We start from the raw sequence: 16625 nt of genomic DNA, 5'->3' as shown, positions 1-16625 counted from the left end.
CGCCGGCGTCCCCTCCACCGGCTCCGCTGAGCAGTAGCATCGGGAGAGGGAACGCCGAATACTCCCTGTTGCCCGGGGTACGTTTCCTTGGGCAAGGGGTCTTGGAGCATCCATGCCAGCACGGAAACGAGCAATGGAAAGAGGAGCTTATGCCTGAGCCGGGCACCAGCGGGAACACTTCGGAAGCGGATGCAGCCGCCCCCATCGGGGAAGTGGAAGCGGGCGCTGCGGAGCCGTCAACGGAACTGGACGTCAATTTCGACGAGCAGTTCTTCGCGGCCAGGCCAAAGGCGCTGCGGCCCATCGCGCGCCGGCGCCAGTTCGTCGGCAGCAGGCCGTCCTTTGAGTTCGACGGGCGGAACGCGGCGTACGTGGACTGGCTCCGCAACCAGGCGATGCTCGGGGACGCGAACACGCTGGCCCGGCAGCTGTCCGGCCAGGCCAGCATGTGGCAGAACTCGTACGCCCATCCCAACCCGCGGGCCGCCGTCGAACGCGCCTCCGTGTGGTTCACCGCCTACCCGCTGTCCTTCATCACCCCGTCCGGCCAGTCATTCCTTTCGGCGCTGGGCGATCCGGCCATGTGGAAGGCGTTCCGCGAAATCGGTATCCGCGGAATCCACACCGGGCCCGTGAAGCTCGCCGGCGGCATCAGCGGCTGGTCCCACACGCCCAGCGTGGACGGGCACTTCGACCGCATCAGCATGGCGATCGACCCTGTTTTCGGCACCGAGGATGAGTTCCGGCGGATGTGCGAGGTGGCCGCCGAGCACGACGGCACCGTCATCGACGACATCGTCCCGGGCCACACCGGCAAGGGCGCGGACTTCCGCCTGGCCGAAATGAACTTCCGGGACTACCCCGGCATCTACCACATGATCGATATTCCGGAGGAGGACTGGAACCTGCTCCCGGACGTCCCGGAGGGGGCGGACTCGGTCAACCTCAGCCCCGACTCCGAGCAGGCGCTGCAGAAGGCCGGCTACATCATCGGCAGGCTGCAGCGGGTCATCTTCTACGAACCCGGGGTGAAGGAAACCAACTGGAGCGCCACGCGGCCCATCGTGGATACCACCGGCAAGACCCGCCGCTGGGTCTACCTGCACTACTTCAAGGCCGGCCAGCCCTCCATCAACTGGCTGGACCCCACCTTCGCCGGAATGCGCCTGGTGGTGGGCGATGCCCTGCATTCGCTGGTGGACCTGGGCACGGGGGCGCTGCGCCTGGACGCCAACGGCTTCCTGGGCGTGGAGAAGAGCGCCGAAGAACAACCCGGCTGGTCCGAGGGGCACCCACTGTCCGAGGCAGCCAACCAGCTCATCGGCTCCATGATCCGGAAGGTGGGCGGGTTCTCCTTCCAGGAACTGAACCTGACCATCGACGACATCAAGGCAACCTCCGATGCCGGCCCCGACCTGTCCTACGACTTCATCACCCGGCCTGCGTACCACTACTCCCTGGTCACGGCCGACACCGAGTTCCTGCGGCTGACCCTCCGGCTGTCGCTGGAAATCGGCGTGGACCAGGCGTCGCTGGTGCATGCCCTGCAGAACCATGACGAACTCACTTACGAGCTCCTGCACTTCGCCGCCGGGCACCGGGACGAGATGTTCGAGCTCAACGGCGAGGAACTCACCGGGGCGCAGCTGGCTGAACAGATCCAGCAGACCCTGCGGGAACGGCTCACCGGCGAAAACGGGCCCTACAACGCCGTCTTCACCACCAACGGCATTGCCTGCACCTCGGTGAGCTTCATCATGGCGGCCCTGGGCATCAAGGACCCGTCCACCACCACCCCGGAGCAGGAAGCCCAGATCCGGGACGTCCACCTGCTCCTGGCCATGTACAACGCCCTGCAGCCGGGCGTCTTTGCCCTTTCCGGCTGGGACCTCACGGGCATCCTGGCCCTGGACCGGAGCAGCGTCCGCGAGCTCACCTCGCAGGGCGATACCCGCTGGATCAACCGCGGCGCCCACGACCTCATGGGAACCAGTCCGGACGCCACCACCTCGTCGGCCGGGATGCCCCGGGCCCGCAGCCTGTACGGGCCGCTGCCCGAACAGCTCAAGGACCCCGACTCGTTCGCGCGCCGGCTGCAGCGGATCCTCGCCGTGCGGGAAGAGAACGGGATCGCCACCGGCACCCTGCTCGACGTCCCGGACGTTTCCAACCGCAGCGCACTGGTGCTGGTCAACCGGCTGAAGGACGGCAGCCTGCAGGTCACGGCGCTCAACTTCTCCGGGCAGGACATCGCCGGCAGCATCCAGTCCAACGAGCTGCCGTCCGGCGCCAACGTCAAGGATCTGTTCAGCGGCGAGACGGTGGGGCAGGTGGATGACCTGCACAGCTTCTTCCTGGAGCTGCCCGCGTACGGCGGCACGGCACTGATCCTGGCCGAAGCGCCCGAGCCGGAGGCGGAGGCGTAGAGCCCACGCCGGGTAGGCCGGGGATTCCCGGCTTTACCCGGCGATGGCGCCTGCCAGCGTGGCTTCGATGACGGCCGGCGAGAGGACGTACTGGGTGACCAGTTTGCTTGCGCCAAGGACTGCCGCCTGGCTCCCGGCGCGGGAGCCGTTGATGCGCAGGTGCGAGGTGGCCAGCGGCGGGGAGCGCCGGTACACCACCTCGCGGATGCCGGCCACCAGGTGCTCGCCCGTCTCGCCAACGCTGCCGCCCACCACAATCACGGACGGATTGAGCAGGTTCACCACGGTGGCCAGCACCTCGCCGATGTCCCGGCCGGCCTGGCGCAGCGCCTGGATGGCCTGCAGGTTGCCGTCGGCGGCGAGCCGGAGCACGTCCGAGCCCTTTGCCACGTCCAGTCCCTGGTCCCGGAGGGAGCGCACGACGGCGGGACCGGACGCCAGCGCCTCCAGGCACCCATAGTTTCCACAGGCACACAGGACATCCGCGCCGCGGGCCACCTGGACGTGGCCCAGGTCGCCTGCCGTGCCGTTCGCGCCACGCTGCAGTTCCCCGTTGCTGATGATGCCGGAGCCGATGCCGGTGGCCACCTTCACGAAGAAGAAGTTGTTGTGTTCGGGCCAGTGCGCGGACTGCTCCCCCAGCGCCATGATGTTCACGTCATTGTCCACCAGCACGTGGACGGGCAGGGACCGCTGGACGTAGCTGACCACGTCGAACCCGTCCCAGCCCGGCATGATGGGCGGCTTGACGGGCTTGCCGGTGTCATGTTCCACGGGCCCGGGCAGCCCGATGCCGATCCCGGCCAGTTCCGCAACGGTCCGTCCGGTGGACGCCAGCAGTTCCTTGCCCTGCGCCACCACCTGGTCCAGCACGGCTTCCGGCCCGTCGGCCACCTGCTGCGCCAGCCGGTGTTCGGCCAGGATGTTTCCGCCGAGATCCGTCACCGCAACGATGACGTGCGTGGCGCCCACGTCCACGGCCAGCACCAGGCGGGCTGACGGGTTGAAGGCAAAGCGCGACGGCGGCCTGCCGCCGCTGGAGAGCGCCTCACCCGCGGGACCCACCAGGCCGGACAGCATCAGCGCATCGATCCGCGAGGCGACGGTTGAGCGGGCCAGACCCGTGCTCAGCGCAAGCTCGGCGCGGGTGCGGGCCCTGCCGTCACGCAGCAGCTGGAAGAGGTCCCCGGCGCGCGACAGGCTGCCGACATCGGACTCTTTTCCGGCCTGCTTACCTGTCACTGAAGTCATGTCTAAGTCATAACACTCTTACTTTCTGCTGTCACCAATCAGAAGAATGACGCGCAACAAACAACTTTTGCTTGACGTGCGTCAAAAGTAGTTCTACGTTGTGACTCAAGGCACATTCGCGGATCCGATGGTGAACATCAGCCGCACTGATTCCGGCACCGTAATCCGCTTACACCCCCAGAGTCCGCTTACAAAGAGGTAACTGACCTTGTCCCAGCAAGCAGCGTCCCAGCACGCAGCGCCGGCAGACCGGCCGCTCCTCGGCGTCGGCATCCTCGGCGCCGGGCCCGTCACGCAGGCCATCCACCTCCCGGCACTGGCCCGCCTCCAGGACATCCTGGAAGTACGGCACATCATGGATGTGGATGCCGCCGTGGCCTCGTCGGTGGCGGCCCGCGTTGGCGCCACGGCCGGCACCAGCATGGCTGCCCTGCTGGACGATCCCGCCGTGGACGTCGTGGCAATCTGCAGCCCCCACCAGTTCCACGCCGACCAGGTCATCGCCGCCTGCAGGGCCGGCAAGAAGGCCGTCCTCTGCGAAAAGCCTTTCGCCATGAACGCCGAGGAAGCCGCCCGCATCTCGGCCGTCAGCTCCGAAACCGGGGTCCCAATCGTCGTCGGGGCCATGCACACCTTCGACCCCGGCTGGCTCGCGACCGAACAGAACTGGGGCGACCTTCCCGGGCAGGTCCACACCATCCGTTCCTCCATCGTCCTGCCGCCCAATGCCCGGTTCGAGGACTTCGCCACCGAGATCGTCACGCGGCCGGCCGCAGGCCAGCCCGACTACTCGGACCCGGACGTCATCAAGAGCGCACTCCGGGGCGGGATCATGGGCCTGGCCATCCACGACCTGCCGCTGGTCCGCCGGTTCACCCCGGACTTCACGGACCTCGAAGTCCTCCAGGTGTTCCACGTCCGCCCGTTCGGCTATGCCGTTTCGCTGCGCACCCCAACCCGCGTCATCGAACTGCGTGCCGTTATGAACGGCACCTGGAAGCCCGAGTGGACCTTCGAGGCCATCGGGGACGATGCGGCCCTTCACATCGACTTCACACCGTCGTATGTCCAGGCCGGCTCCGCAGTGGCCACCCTCACCCGCGGCCACGGCAGCGATACCCGCACGTTCGGCCCGTACGGCCACAACGGTTATGAGGGCGAATGGCGTGAACTTGCCGGGCTTGCCCGGGGAACCCGCCAGGCACCCGCCGCACAAACCCTGATCGACGACCTCACCTTTGCCCTCGCCATCGCCGACGCCTCGGCAGCAAGCGCCGGGGCGGGGCATGCCGGTGCCGCGGAAAAAGCAGGAGTTACGCCATGAGCGGCCAGTACACGGTCTCGGCATCACCTGCCGCGCGGGAAGAGGGCGCGGTTACCCAAACGGTGGCCTCACTGCCTGCAACCTTCGGCCCGGCTCCGGAGAGCCGGCAGGGCACGGCCGACGTCCTGGTGGTCGCAGGCGGACCCGGCTGGACCACCGAAGCCCTTCACGCCGTTGCCGCCGGCGCCCGCGGCGTTGTGGTGGCCAACCCGGCACCCGAGGACACCACGGAACTGGCCGCCGCGGTTGACGCCGCAGGAACCGCCGTCGTCCTGGACCTCCGCTGGGCCTCCAACCCCGCCCTGGTGGCGGAAGGCAGCACCCCGGACGCCCGCAACGCAGTGCGCAGTGCCCTGGGCAGCGCGTCCCTGCTGGACAGCGTTGCGACGGCGGCCCCCGGCACCGACCCGCAGCGGCTCCTGGGCGAACACCTCGCCGCGCTGCTGGCCGTCAGCGGACCGCTCGACGGCGTAAGCCTCCTCCGCAGCGACGCCACGGGATACACGGTGGCCGGCAGGCTGGCCAACGGCGCGCCCTTCACCGCCCAGGGCGTGCTGACCGCTGCCCGCCCGGCCGCCGTCGACATCCGCCTCTACACCGCCGACGGCGGGGTGTCCGTCCAGGTCCCGGATCCGGACGCCGCCTGGCCGGCCGAAGTCCGGGTCACCGGAGCCCATGGCGAACTTTTGCTTCCCACGCTTTACGAATCCGCCCACCGGTCAGCGTGGCGGCGCCTGAAGGACCATCTTGGCGCCGGCACCCGGCCGGACGATCTGGCCGGGTTCGCCCGGCTGACCGACCTCTACGCAACCCTCGCTGCCACGTAACCAGACCCACCGATACGCAACCTGAACAGCAGTCCAGTCCCACCTCCACTCTCGACGATGAGCAGGACCGCACCAACGGCGCACTGCGCCGGCCGGTCCCGAAAGGACACATCATGAACGCAACTTCCGAACAGCGCCGCCCCTTCTCCCGGCGCGGTTTCCTGGGCCTGACGGCTGCCGCCGCCGCAGCACCCTCCTCGCCGCCTGCGGCGGGGGCTCGGCATCGCAGGGCGGCGGAGGCGGCGCGGGCGGAACGGTCAAGTTCTGGGACATGCCGTGGGCAACGCCCGCCTACAACGACGCCGCCAAGGGCATCGCGGAAGGTTTCTCCGGAGCCAACGGCGCCAAGGCCTCGTACCAGATCATCCAGTGGAACAACTTCTACCAGACCTTCTCCTCCGCGATCGCCTCGAAGACGGGCCCGGCTGTCTCCACCGGCGGGGGCTTCCAAGCCTTCCAGTTCGAGCAGCAGGGCCAGATCGCGTACGCGGACAAGGTGATCGAGAAGCTGAAGGCCAATGGCCAGTTCAACGACTTCCTGCCCGGCGTGCTGGACCCCTTCAAGTCGGACAAGGGCTACGTGGCGGTCCCGTGGCAGCTGGACATGCGCGTCTTCTGGTACCGCAAGTCGCTGTTCGAGAAGGCAAACGTTGCCCTCCCCACGGACTGGCCGTCCCTGCTGGAAGCAGGCAAGGCCCTGAAGAAGGTGGGCGCATTCGGCTTCACCACCGGCGCAGGCGCGGGCAACAACTACGCCAACCACTCCATGATCATGATGATGGTCAACAACGGCGGCGGTGTCTGGAACAAGGACGGCGAGCTGGACCTGATGAACGACCGCAACGTGGAGGCCATGGAGTTCGTCCTGGAACTCGTGTCCAACGGCATCGTCGACCCCGCCGCTGTCAGCTACACCACGGACAACATGTCCGCGCAGTGGAAGGACGGCAAGGCAGGCTACGGCCTGTTCCAGGTCAACGTTCCGCAGCGTGTGGGCGATACCTCGGGCGACCTGCTGGTGGCTGACCCCATCAAGGGTCCGCACGGCGACAAGGCAACGATCGTCTTCCCGAACAACATCATGATGTACACCAACACCCCGTCCCAGGAGGCGTCGGAGGAGTTCCTGGTGTACTACCTGGGCCAGCTCAAGCAGCTGTGGCAGAAGAAGCTGATGTCCGCCCTTCCGGTCTTCAAGTCGATCACGGAGATTCCCGAGTTCGCCAACGACCCCAACAACGTCAAGATCGTCAAGGACTGGCAGCCCATCGCCAAGACCTTCGCCGCCCAGGGCAGCAGGCTCAACGCCAACCTCGCCGCACTCGACGGCGGCCAGGCACTGAACCAGTTCAGCCAGACCATCATCACCGGAAAGGCCGACGCCAAGACTGCCCTGCAGACCTTCCAGTCCGGCCTCGAATCAGTCCTGAAGAAGTAGGACGGACCGCCCATGTCCAGCACCACCACCCAGTCCGGCCTGGCCCGGGCCCGCCGCGGGATTGCCCCCGGCGGGTCCGGGACCGCCCCCGGCAAGCGCAAGAGCAAGCTCTCCGCCCAGGCGACCAGGACCTTCTTTTGGCTCCTGCTTCCCTCTGTGGTCCTCCTTGTCCTGATCCACGGCTACCCGCTGATCTATGCGGCCATCCAGGCCACGCATGACGGGGACCTGCTCCAGACCGGCAACTTCGTGGGCGCGCAGAACTTCGCCACCGTCCTGACGTCGCCGGCCTTCTGGAAGGCAGCACAGTTCACGCTGTGGTTCACCATTGTGGGCGTCTTCGGGTCATGGCTCGTGGGCCTGGGCCTTGCCCTGCTCCTGCGGACCAGGATTCCGGCCGGCGGCACCTTCAAGGTCCTGCTGCTCCTGCCGTGGGTGGTGCCCATCGTAGTCTCCTCCACCGCATGGAACTGGCTGGTGGCCACCCCGGACAGCCTGATCCCGTCGCTGTTCCGGAACCTGGGCATGGGCACCCCGCTCTTCCTGGCCGACCCCTCCCTTGCTTCCATCACGGTGATGGTGTTCAAGGTCTGGGTCAGCTTCCCGTTCATGATGATGATGATCTCGGCCGCGCTGGCCTCCGTGGACACCACCGTTTACGAGGCAGCCAGCATGGACGGCGCCAGCCGCTGGCAGCAGTTCACGCAGATCACCCTGCCGCTGATTGCCCGCTCCACCTACATCAGCTGGATCCTGATGACCATCTTCTGCGTCAACGACTTCCCCACCATCTACCTGCTCACCGGCGGCGGCCCGGTCAACGCCACCACCTCCCTGGTGGTCCTGGCGTACCGGACCGTGTTCCAGGACTTCGCCACCGGCCCAGGCGTGGCCATCGCCTTCCTCATGACCATGACCCTGGTGGTCATCTCGGTTATCCTGTACCGCCAGATCCGAAAGTCGAGCGTCGAATAATGAGCGCAGTACTCCACGCCCATCCCGAATCCGGCCCCACGCTCGGCGTCGATGCCGGCAAACGCCGCAGGGTCCTCTCCGAGGCGGGACAGCGCGGCCGCTGGTGGCGGTTCGCCGCGATCCTCATCATCACGGGGATCGTGCTGGTGCCCATCATGGTCACCATCCTCCTGGCCTTCACGCCCGGGCCGAACAGCACGGCCACCGGCCTGACCTTTGAAAACCTCGGCAACGTCTTCTCCAAGACCCTGGCCGCCACCTGGCTGAAGAACAGCCTGATCACCACCCTTTCCACGGTGGTGGTGTCCGTGGCCGTGGCCGCACCTGCCGGCTACGTCCTCTCCCGGGGCCGCAGCAAGGCGGTTTCCGGATATTCGCTGCTCCTGTTCGTTATGCAGTCGCTGCCCATCATCACCTCCGTGGTGCCGCTGTTCATCCTGTTCGCCGGCATGGGCCTGGTGGACAACCTCCTGGGCCTGACCATCATCTACGTCGGCTCCACCATGACGGTTGCCACCTGGATGATGGCCGCCTACTTCGATTCCATCCCGATCAGCCTGGAGGAGGCGTCCTGGATCGACGGGTGCTCCGTTTTCGGCTCCTTTACCAAGGTGGTCCTGCGGAACTCCCTGCCCGGCGTCCTTTCCACCGCGATCTTCGCCTTCCTCCTGGCCTGGAACGACTACCTGGTGGCCATCGTGTTCCTGCGCTCGAATGAAATCTTCACCCTTCCCATGGGCGTGCAGTCCTTCTTCCAGCAGAATGCAACGGACTGGACCTCGGTCATGGCCCTGGCCGTGGTCATGATGCTCCCGCCCGTCATCGTCTTCGCCACCTTGAACAAGTACTTCAGCGTGGGCGGCATCGGCGGCTCGCTCGCCGGCCGCTGACCCCAACCCCAACGACCTCTACAGAACCGCTAAGGAAACCCATGTCTTACTCACTGCAGCTTTACACGCTCCGCAACGCCATTTCCGAGGATCTTCCGGGGACCATCAGGAAGGTGGCGGAGATCGGCTTCACCCAGGTTGAGCCGTACAACTTCGTGGCCACCGCCAGGGAACTCGGCGCCGCCCTGAAGGAGAACGGCCTCACCGCGCCGTCCGGCCACGCGCCCCTGATGAGCCAGGACCAGGACGAAATCTTCGCGGCGGCCAAGGAACTGGGCATCACCACCGTCATTGATCCTTTCCTTCCCGCCGAGCACTGGCAAAAGGCCGAAGACATCCAGGCCACCGCCGAAAAGCTCAACGCGGCCGCCAAAAAGGGTGCTGAATACGGCATCCGCGTGGGCTACCACAACCACGCCTGGGAACTGGAGTCCACCATCGAGGGCCGCACGGCCCTGGAGTACTTCGCATCCCTGCTGGACCCGGAACTGGTCCTGGAGGTGGACACCTACTGGGCAGCCGTGGGCGGCCAGGACCCCGTGGAACTCCTGGCCAGGCTGGGCGACCGGGTGAAGTTCATCCACATCAAGGACGGCCCCCTGAACAAGGACAATAAGGCCCAGCAGCCCGCAGGCCAGGGCAAAGTGCCCGTGATGGAGGTCATCGCCGCAGCAAAGTCGCTGGAGGTGGGCGTGGTGGAGTTCGATGACTATGCCGGCGACATTTTCGATGGCATCGCCCAGAGCCTTGCCTTCCTGAACAGCGACACCGACAGCAACACCGCAGCCGAAGGAGCCAACGCGTGAGCACCCCCGCAAGCAAGCCGGCCCGCACCGGGCCGGTGGGCGTTGGCGTCATCGGCGCCGGCGTGATCAGCAAGCAGTACCTGGACAACCTGACCGCGTTCCCGGACCTCAAGGTCCACGTGATCGCCGACCTCTTCGAGGAAGCCGCCGAGGCCCGGGCCAAGGAGTACGGCGTCCCAGAGTGGGGCGGCGTGGACAAGGCCCTGAACCACCCCGACGTCGAGATCATCGTCAACCTCACCATTCCCGCCGCCCACGTGGAGGTGGCCACCGCCGCCGTCAACGCCGGCAAGCACGTCTGGACGGAAAAGCCGTTCTCCCTGGACCGCGAATCCGGGCTGGGCCTGCTCAAGACCGCCGACGCCGCCGGGATCCGCCTTGGCTGCGCCCCGGACACCTTCCTCGGGGCCGGCATCCAGACGGCCCTGCGCCTGATCCAGCGCGGCGACATCGGAACGCCGCTGACGGCGATGACCACGTTCCAGACGCCCGGCCCGGAATCCTGGCACCCCAACCCCGCGTTCCTCTTCCAGCACGGCGCCGGCCCGCTGTTCGACATGGGCCCGTACTACCTCACCACCCTGGTCCAGGCCTTCGGCTCCATCCGCAAGGTGGCCGCCGTCGGGTCCAAGGCCAAGGATGTGCGCGTGATCGGTTCCGGGCCCAAAGCCGGCGAGGAGTTCACCGTCGAGGTGCCCACCCACGTCTCCGCGATGGCGCAGTTCGAATCCGGCGCCTCCTCACACAGCGTCTTCTCCTTCGAGTCCCCCCGGACCCGGATGGGATTCGTGGAAATCACCGGGACCGAAGCCACCATCTCGCTGCCGGATCCCAACTACTTCACGGGCGACATCAAGCTCTGGCGCGCCGGCGACGAGGACTGGACCACCGTTCCGGCCACCGGGCCCGCCAACGGCCGCGGCATGGGCGTGCTGGACATGGCACGCTCGCTGCGGGCAGGAACAGCCCACAGGGCCACCGGCGAACTGGCGTACCACGTCCTGGACACCATGGTCTCGATCTCCGAGTCCATCGATGCGGGCACATTCGTGAACGTCGAAAGCTCGGCCCCGGTATCCCCCGCCCTCCCCGAGGACTGGGCACCGGAAACCGCCACCCTCTAAATCCAGCACGTAGTCCAGCCAGCAGGAAGCACGCAGGAACGCATCATGACCACACCCGCACACCCGTCCGAACCTTCGGCCTCCCAACCGGCTCCCCGCCCGCTGGGTGTAGCCGCGATCGGTTACGCCTTCATGGGCAAGGCCCACTCCAACGCGTGGCGGAACGTGGCCAGCTTCTTCGACGTCCCGGCCTTCGAGCAGAAGGTCCTCGTGGGCCGGGACGCCGGCGCCGTCGCCGAGGCGGCGGCCAAGTACGGCTGGGCAGAATCAGCCACCGACTGGCGCACGGTGATCACCCGGGACGACATCGACATCGTCGACATCTGCGCCCCGGGGTGGATGCACGCCGAGATCGCCATCGCCGCCCTGGAAGCAGGCAAGCATGTCCTGGTGGAAAAACCCCTGGCAAACACCCTCGCGGAGGCCGAGCTCATGACCGCCGCCGCGGCCAAGGCCCGGGCCAAGGGCGTGCAGTCGATGACCGGCTTCAACTACCGGCGCGTCCCGGCACTGGCACTGGCGAAGGAGCTCATCGCCGAAGGCCGCCTGGGCACGGTCCGGCACGTCCGCGCCGCGTACCTGCAGGACTGGCTCGCCGACGCGCAGGCCCCCATGACCTGGCGGCTGCGGAAGGAAACCGCCGGATCCGGCGCGCTGGGGGACATCGCCAGCCACGCCATCGACCAGGTCCTGTTCCTCCTGGGCGACCAGGTCACCGAGGTCAGCGGCCGGCTGAACACCTTCGTGGGCCGCCGCCCCGGCACGGAAGGCATCGAGGACGTCACGGTCGACGACGCCGCCTGGGCCACGCTGTCCCTCACCTCCGGGGCGGTCGCCTCAGTCGAGGTCTCCCGGGTGGCCACCGGCAGGAAGAACTCGCTGCAGATCGAGGTGTACGGGGACAAGGGCAGCCTCCTGTTCGACCTGGAAAACCTCAACGAACTCGGCTTCCTGGATGCCACCGTCCCGGTCCGCGAACAGGGCTTCCGCCGGATCCTGGTCAACGAGCCGGAGCACCCGTACCTGGACGCGTGGTGGCCGCAGGGCCATATCATCGGCTGGGAACACACCTTCACGCACCAGGTCCGCGACTTCCTGCTGGCCATCCGGGACGGAAACCAGCCCTCGCCGTCGTTCGAAGAAGGACTGAACGTCCAGTACGTCCTGGACGCTGTGGAGGAATCCGCCGCCAACAAGAGCACCCTCACCGTCGTCCGCCACTAGCACCCCCGTCTTCCAAGGAGCCCTGCATGCCCCGCCCGTTCACCCTGTTCACCGGCCAGTGGGCCGACCTGCCCTTCGAAGAAGTCGCCCGCCTGGCCTCCGGCTGGGGCTACGACGGCCTGGAAATCGCCGTCTCCGGCGACCACCTGGACGCCTGGCGCTGGGACGAACCCGGCTACGTCGAGTCCAAACTCGAAATCCTGGACAAGTACAACCTCAAGGTCTGGGCCATCTCCAACCACCTCAAAGGCCAGGCCGTCTGCGATGACCCCATCGACTTCCGCCACCAGGCCATCGTCGGCTCCAAAGTCTGGGGCGACGGCGACCCCGAAGGCGTCCGCCAACGCGCCGCCGAGGAAATGAAACACACAGCCCGGCTGGCCAAAGCCCTCGGCGTGGACACGGTCGTCGGGTTCACCGGCTCCTCCATCTGGCAATACGTGGCCATGTTCCCGCCCGTCCCGGAAAAAGTCATCGACGCCGGCTACCAGGACTTCGCCGACCGCTGGAACCCCATCCTGGACGTCTTCGACGAATGCGGCGTCCGCTTCGCCCACGAAGTCCACCCCTCCGAGATCGCCTACGACTACTGGACCACCGTCCGCACCCTCGAAGCGATCGGGCACCGGGCAGCGTTCGGCCTGAACTGGGATCCCTCGCACATGATGTGGCAGGGCATCGATCCCGTCTCCTTCATCTGGGACTTCAAGGACCGGATCTACCATGTGGACTGCAAGGACACCAAGATCCGCCAGACCGGCCGCAACACCGTCCTGGGCTCCCACCTGCCCTGGGGCGACCCCCGCCGCGGCTGGGACTTCGTCTCCGCCGGACGCGGTGACGTCCCCTGGGAAGCCTCCTTCCGCGCCCTCGCCGCCATCGGCTACACCGGGCCCATCAGCATCGAATGGGAGGACGCCGGCATGGACCGCCTGCACGGCGCCCCCGAAGCCCTCGCGGCCCTGAAAAAGTACGACTTCCCCGCCTCCCAAACCAGCTTCGACGCCGCCTTCAGCAGCAAGGACTAGGACGAACTGACGTGGTCCGCACCCTTCAACCAGGCCAGCGCTGCGAGGTGTGGACCGCGTCGGTCACCGGCGAATCCTCGCTGGTGTTCCGCACCGGGGACATGCTGCTCGAGGCGCCCAACTGGACCCTCGACGGCCGGGCGCTGATCCTTAACGGAAACGGGGAACTGTGGCGGCTCAACCTAGCGGCCGGTTCGCTGGAGCCCCTCCCGCTGACCGGCGCCCCGGACCTCAACAATGACCACGTCCTGGACCCTGACGGCAGCAGCATCTTCCTCTCGGGCGAGGACGGCCACATCTACCGCGCACGACTGGCAGGCGGGCGGGCCACCAGGATCACGGACGACGACGGATCCTTCCACTTCCTCCACGGCGTCAGTCCGTATGGGCGCAGGCTGGCGTACGTGGACATTGCGGCGGGAGACTTCACGCGGCCCGGCCGGCTGCGCACCATCCCCGCTGGCGGAGGCCCGCCCTGGGACGTGGAGGTGGGCGGGGGACACTGCGACGGGCCCGAGTATTCACCCGATGGCGACTGGCTGTACCTCAACACGGAGTCGTTCACCACGGCACCCGGCCATGCCCAGCTTGCCCGGGTCCGCCCGGACGGCAGCCAGTTCGAGCGGCTCGTCAGCAGTGACACCGTCGACTGGTTCCCGCACCTGTCCCCCGACGGGCGCCTGGCCAGCTATGTGCGCTTTCCCGCTGGAACCCGGGGCCACCCCGCAGACCTGCCGGTCGACGTCGTCCTTGTCTCCACCGGCGACTGGACCGCGCCGCTGCACACCTGGCCGCTGTTCGGCAGCCAGGGCACGCTCAACGTCAACAGCTGGGCGCCGGATTCGAAGCGGTTCGCGTATGTGGCCTACCCGCTGGACGCCGCGCAGGGCCACTAGGGCCTGGTCACACAGCGTCCTCGTTCAGGACCACGTCGTACGCCTCTACCCGCCGGTCCGTCACGGTCGTGGGCGATTCAAGGTGGACCGCGCCGGACGGCAGGATCCCGGCCCCGCCGTACCGTTCCATCACCTGCCACTGCGCCACCACGTCCTCCCCGGCGTGGTCTGCAGGGAGCGTGCTCCAGAAACGGAACCCGCCGGCGTCGTCCAGCGCCTCCCTGCGGTAGAGCACACAGCCGCCCAGCCAGGCCACGTGGTAGGGCACCCACTCGCCGGGCTGCAGCGACAGTTCCGCGCAGACGTGGCTGAGGTTGGCGGCGCTGTGCAGCGGCCAGCGTTCAAAACCCGGGGCACCCGGACGGATGCGCTCCGGAGCCACCGGTCCGTCCCAGGCTTGGAAGGAGGCCGTCTGTTCCGGCCTGCGGTCGTCCAGGAAGGACAGGCCCTGCGGTGCCATCCCGACGAAACCGCACTGGAGCTGGTCCAGTGCCTTGCTCAGCCGTTCCACGGCACCGGGCTCCAGCCAGACGTCGTCGTCCAGGAAGAGGCACTGATCCGCGGTGGACTGGTCCAGCAGGAACTGGCGGTGTTCGGCCAGTCCGCGCCGCGGAAGGTGCCGCAGCAGCGTGACGGGCCGGCCCTGCGCCTGCAGCACCCGCACCATGGCGGCGGCAGCGGGATGGTCCCAGGCCGGCTGTCCGGCTGACTGGTCGCTGATGACGACGGCGAACGCGGGCTCGGACTGTGCGGCCAGTCCCGCGAGGGTGACGGCGAGTTCGGCAGGCCGGTTGCAGGTGGGCACCAGGACGTCCACCGCCACCTTGTCCGGCCGGTCCTGCGGCCGCGCCCACTGTTCGGAAGATCTCCTGCCCACACTCCACCTTCCTGGCGTTGACGTTGGTGCCGGCGGCAGCGCAGGCTGCTTGCTGCTGCCTGCCGACGGGATGGGGTTCCGCGTGTTCCGTACCCCGAGGGACGGGATGTATTCGCCTTGGCGAAACCGCAAAGGCCCCCGCTTCCACTGCCCGGGGGCAGCGGAAACGGGGGCCTTTGGTCAGGAGGCTTTATCCGGCGTCGAAGCTCTCGTCGTCGTCATTGGGCGACTCTTCCTTCGGAAGGTCGTTTCCGCTGCCGTCCGGAAGGCCCGTCGCTTCCTGGCCCGACTCCGAGGACACCGGCGCCGACCCCTGGGAATCGTCATTGGACTCGTCGATCTCGGCCGCGCTGGACGGAAGATCCATGTCGTGCGGGACGGGAGCCTGGCCCGCGCCCGACTGCGGTTCGTTCGTGTCCGCGCCGGCCGTGGACGCGCCGCCGCCGGACTGCTGGCCACCCTGCGTGCCTGCCGCCTCCTGCTCGGCCGTGGGGGTGCCGTAGCCGCCCGGAGCCGTCTCGGGTTCAGCCTGCTGGTTTTCCTGCGTCATGCTTCCTCCTGTTGTTCGTTGCCGATATTGCTGGTCTGGTGATGCCGGCCCGGATGCCCCAGCGGGTGGGACCCCCATTAAAGCCCCTTGCCGCCCGTGACCGGGAGGACTGCACCGGAAATGTAGGACCCGTCCTCGGATGCGAGCAGCACGTACGCCGCGGCAAGCTCGGCCGGCTGCCCCGCGCGCCCCAGCGGCGTGTCCTGCCCGAAGGAGGGGAGCTTGTCCGGCCATTCGGTGGCCGGGATCAGCGGTGTCCAGATGGGGCCCGGAGCTACGGCATTGACGCGGATCCCCTTGGGACCCAATTCTTGGGCCAGGGCCTTGGTGAACGCCACCTGCGCCGCTTTGGTCATGGCGTAGTCGATGAGCCCGGGTGACGGGTTGAAGGCCTGGATGGAGGCCGTGGTGATGATCGAGGCACCCGCCTTCAGGTGCGGCACGGCCGCCCGCGCGGACCACAGCAGCGAGTAGAGGTTGGTGCGGAAGACCCTGTCGAACTCCTCGGTGGGGAGCGTCTCGAGGCTCTCGCGGTTCTTCTGGTACGCGGCGTTCAGGACCAGGATGTCGAGGCGGCCGAATCCGGAGACCGTCTCCTCCACGATGCGGGTGCTGAACTCCTCCTCACGTCCGTCACCGGGAAGCAGGAGCGCGCGGCGGCCGGTTTTCCGGATCCATTCCGCCGTATCCTGCGCGTCGTCTTCCTCCTCAGGCAGGTACGAGATCGCGACGTCGGCCCCTTCCCGGGCGAAGGCGATGGCGGCAGCCTTGCCGATGCCCGAGTCCCCGCCCGTGATGAGGGCTGCCTTGCCGTCGAGCTTGCCGTGCCCCTCGTAGCTGCGCTCCCCGTGGTCGGGTTTGGGGTCCATGGGGCCGGTCAGCCCGGGCTGCTTCTGTTCCTGCTCGGGAAACGGGTCCGAGTGGTAGCCGCCGCGCGGATCCTTCGGCTGGTCTGTCTGCTTGTCGGTCTCGCTCATAGTCCGCCTGCC

General features: G+C 67.5%; 15 protein-coding genes. 11 read left to right on the top strand and 4 right to left on the bottom strand.

The window, feature by feature from the left end; genetic code table 11:
* Positions 1–149: 149 nt before the first annotated feature.
* Positions 150–2426: a maltose alpha-D-glucosyltransferase gene (gene treS / locus OUO20_RS18770; protein WP_268002412.1), complete on the top strand. Its 2277-nt coding sequence runs from the start codon at positions 150–152 to the stop codon at positions 2424–2426.
* 33 nt (positions 2427–2459) lie between these two features.
* On the opposite strand, the gene OUO20_RS18765 is transcribed toward treS, so the two are convergent.
* Positions 2460–3677 (bottom strand): ROK family transcriptional regulator, encoded by a 1218-nt coding sequence (locus OUO20_RS18765; protein ID WP_018770298.1) that lies wholly within the window; start codon positions 3675–3677, stop codon positions 2460–2462.
* 208 nt (positions 3678–3885) lie between these two features.
* Here OUO20_RS18765 and OUO20_RS18760 point away from each other — a divergent pair, with 208 nt between their 5' ends.
* The 10 genes from OUO20_RS18760 to OUO20_RS18715 all read left to right on the top strand — a co-directional run bounded on the left by OUO20_RS18760 (position 3886) and on the right by OUO20_RS18715 (position 14209).
* Positions 3886–5001, top strand: a complete 1116-nt coding sequence (locus OUO20_RS18760; protein WP_268002411.1) for a Gfo/Idh/MocA family protein — start codon at positions 3886–3888, stop codon at positions 4999–5001.
* Positions 4998–5828, top strand: a complete 831-nt coding sequence (locus OUO20_RS18755; RefSeq protein WP_268002410.1) for a hypothetical protein — start codon at positions 4998–5000, stop codon at positions 5826–5828. The genes OUO20_RS18760 and OUO20_RS18755 overlap by 4 nt, the downstream gene beginning before the upstream one ends.
* 271 nt (positions 5829–6099) lie before the next feature.
* Positions 6100–7266: an ABC transporter substrate-binding protein gene (locus OUO20_RS18750; RefSeq protein WP_268002409.1), complete on the top strand. Its 1167-nt coding sequence runs from the start codon at positions 6100–6102 to the stop codon at positions 7264–7266.
* A gap of 12 nt (positions 7267–7278) precedes the next feature.
* The gene (locus OUO20_RS18745) at positions 7279–8241 is read left to right on the top strand and encodes a carbohydrate ABC transporter permease (protein ID WP_018770302.1); all 963 of its coding nucleotides are present in this window, start codon (positions 7279–7281) and stop codon (positions 8239–8241) included.
* Positions 8241–9131, top strand: a complete 891-nt coding sequence (locus OUO20_RS18740; RefSeq protein WP_018770303.1) for a carbohydrate ABC transporter permease — start codon at positions 8241–8243, stop codon at positions 9129–9131. The genes OUO20_RS18745 and OUO20_RS18740 overlap by 1 nt, the downstream gene beginning before the upstream one ends.
* 41 nt (positions 9132–9172) lie before the next feature.
* Positions 9173–9937 (top strand): sugar phosphate isomerase/epimerase family protein, encoded by a 765-nt coding sequence (locus tag OUO20_RS18735; protein ID WP_056388462.1) that lies wholly within the window; start codon positions 9173–9175, stop codon positions 9935–9937.
* Positions 9934–11061 (top strand): Gfo/Idh/MocA family protein, encoded by a 1128-nt coding sequence (locus OUO20_RS18730; protein WP_018770305.1) that lies wholly within the window; start codon positions 9934–9936, stop codon positions 11059–11061. The genes OUO20_RS18735 and OUO20_RS18730 overlap by 4 nt, the downstream gene beginning before the upstream one ends.
* Positions 11062–11106: 45 nt before the next feature.
* Positions 11107–12285 (top strand): Gfo/Idh/MocA family protein, encoded by a 1179-nt coding sequence (locus OUO20_RS18725; protein ID WP_268002408.1) that lies wholly within the window; start codon positions 11107–11109, stop codon positions 12283–12285.
* Positions 12286–12311: 26 nt separating this feature from the next.
* A complete protein-coding gene (locus tag OUO20_RS18720; protein WP_268002407.1) occupies positions 12312–13313 on the top strand; it encodes a sugar phosphate isomerase/epimerase family protein in 1002 nt (333 codons plus the stop codon).
* A gap of 11 nt (positions 13314–13324) precedes the next feature.
* Complete coding sequence (locus tag OUO20_RS18715) at positions 13325–14209, top strand: TolB family protein (protein ID WP_268002406.1); 885 nt, start codon at positions 13325–13327, stop codon at positions 14207–14209.
* A gap of 7 nt (positions 14210–14216) precedes the next feature.
* Here OUO20_RS18715 and OUO20_RS18710 read toward each other — a convergent pair whose 3' ends face one another.
* The 3 genes from OUO20_RS18710 to OUO20_RS18700 all read right to left on the bottom strand — a co-directional run bounded on the left by OUO20_RS18710 (position 14217) and on the right by OUO20_RS18700 (position 16613).
* Positions 14217–15086 (bottom strand): glycosyltransferase, encoded by an 870-nt coding sequence (locus tag OUO20_RS18710; protein WP_223993348.1) that lies wholly within the window; start codon positions 15084–15086, stop codon positions 14217–14219.
* Between the two features lie 190 nt (positions 15087–15276).
* Positions 15277–15636 (bottom strand): hypothetical protein, encoded by a 360-nt coding sequence (locus OUO20_RS18705; protein WP_056388472.1) that lies wholly within the window; start codon positions 15634–15636, stop codon positions 15277–15279.
* 77 nt (positions 15637–15713) lie between these two features.
* Positions 15714–16613 (bottom strand): SDR family oxidoreductase, encoded by a 900-nt coding sequence (locus OUO20_RS18700; RefSeq protein ID WP_056388474.1) that lies wholly within the window; start codon positions 16611–16613, stop codon positions 15714–15716.
* Positions 16614–16625: the final 12 nt, after the last annotated feature.

It is taken from the genome of Arthrobacter sp. FX8, assembly GCF_026723805.1.
Classification (GTDB): Bacteria; Actinomycetota; Actinomycetes; order Actinomycetales; family Micrococcaceae; genus Arthrobacter.
Note: the sequence above shows the minus strand (reverse complement) of the source record. Positions and strands in the feature narration are given on the sequence as shown.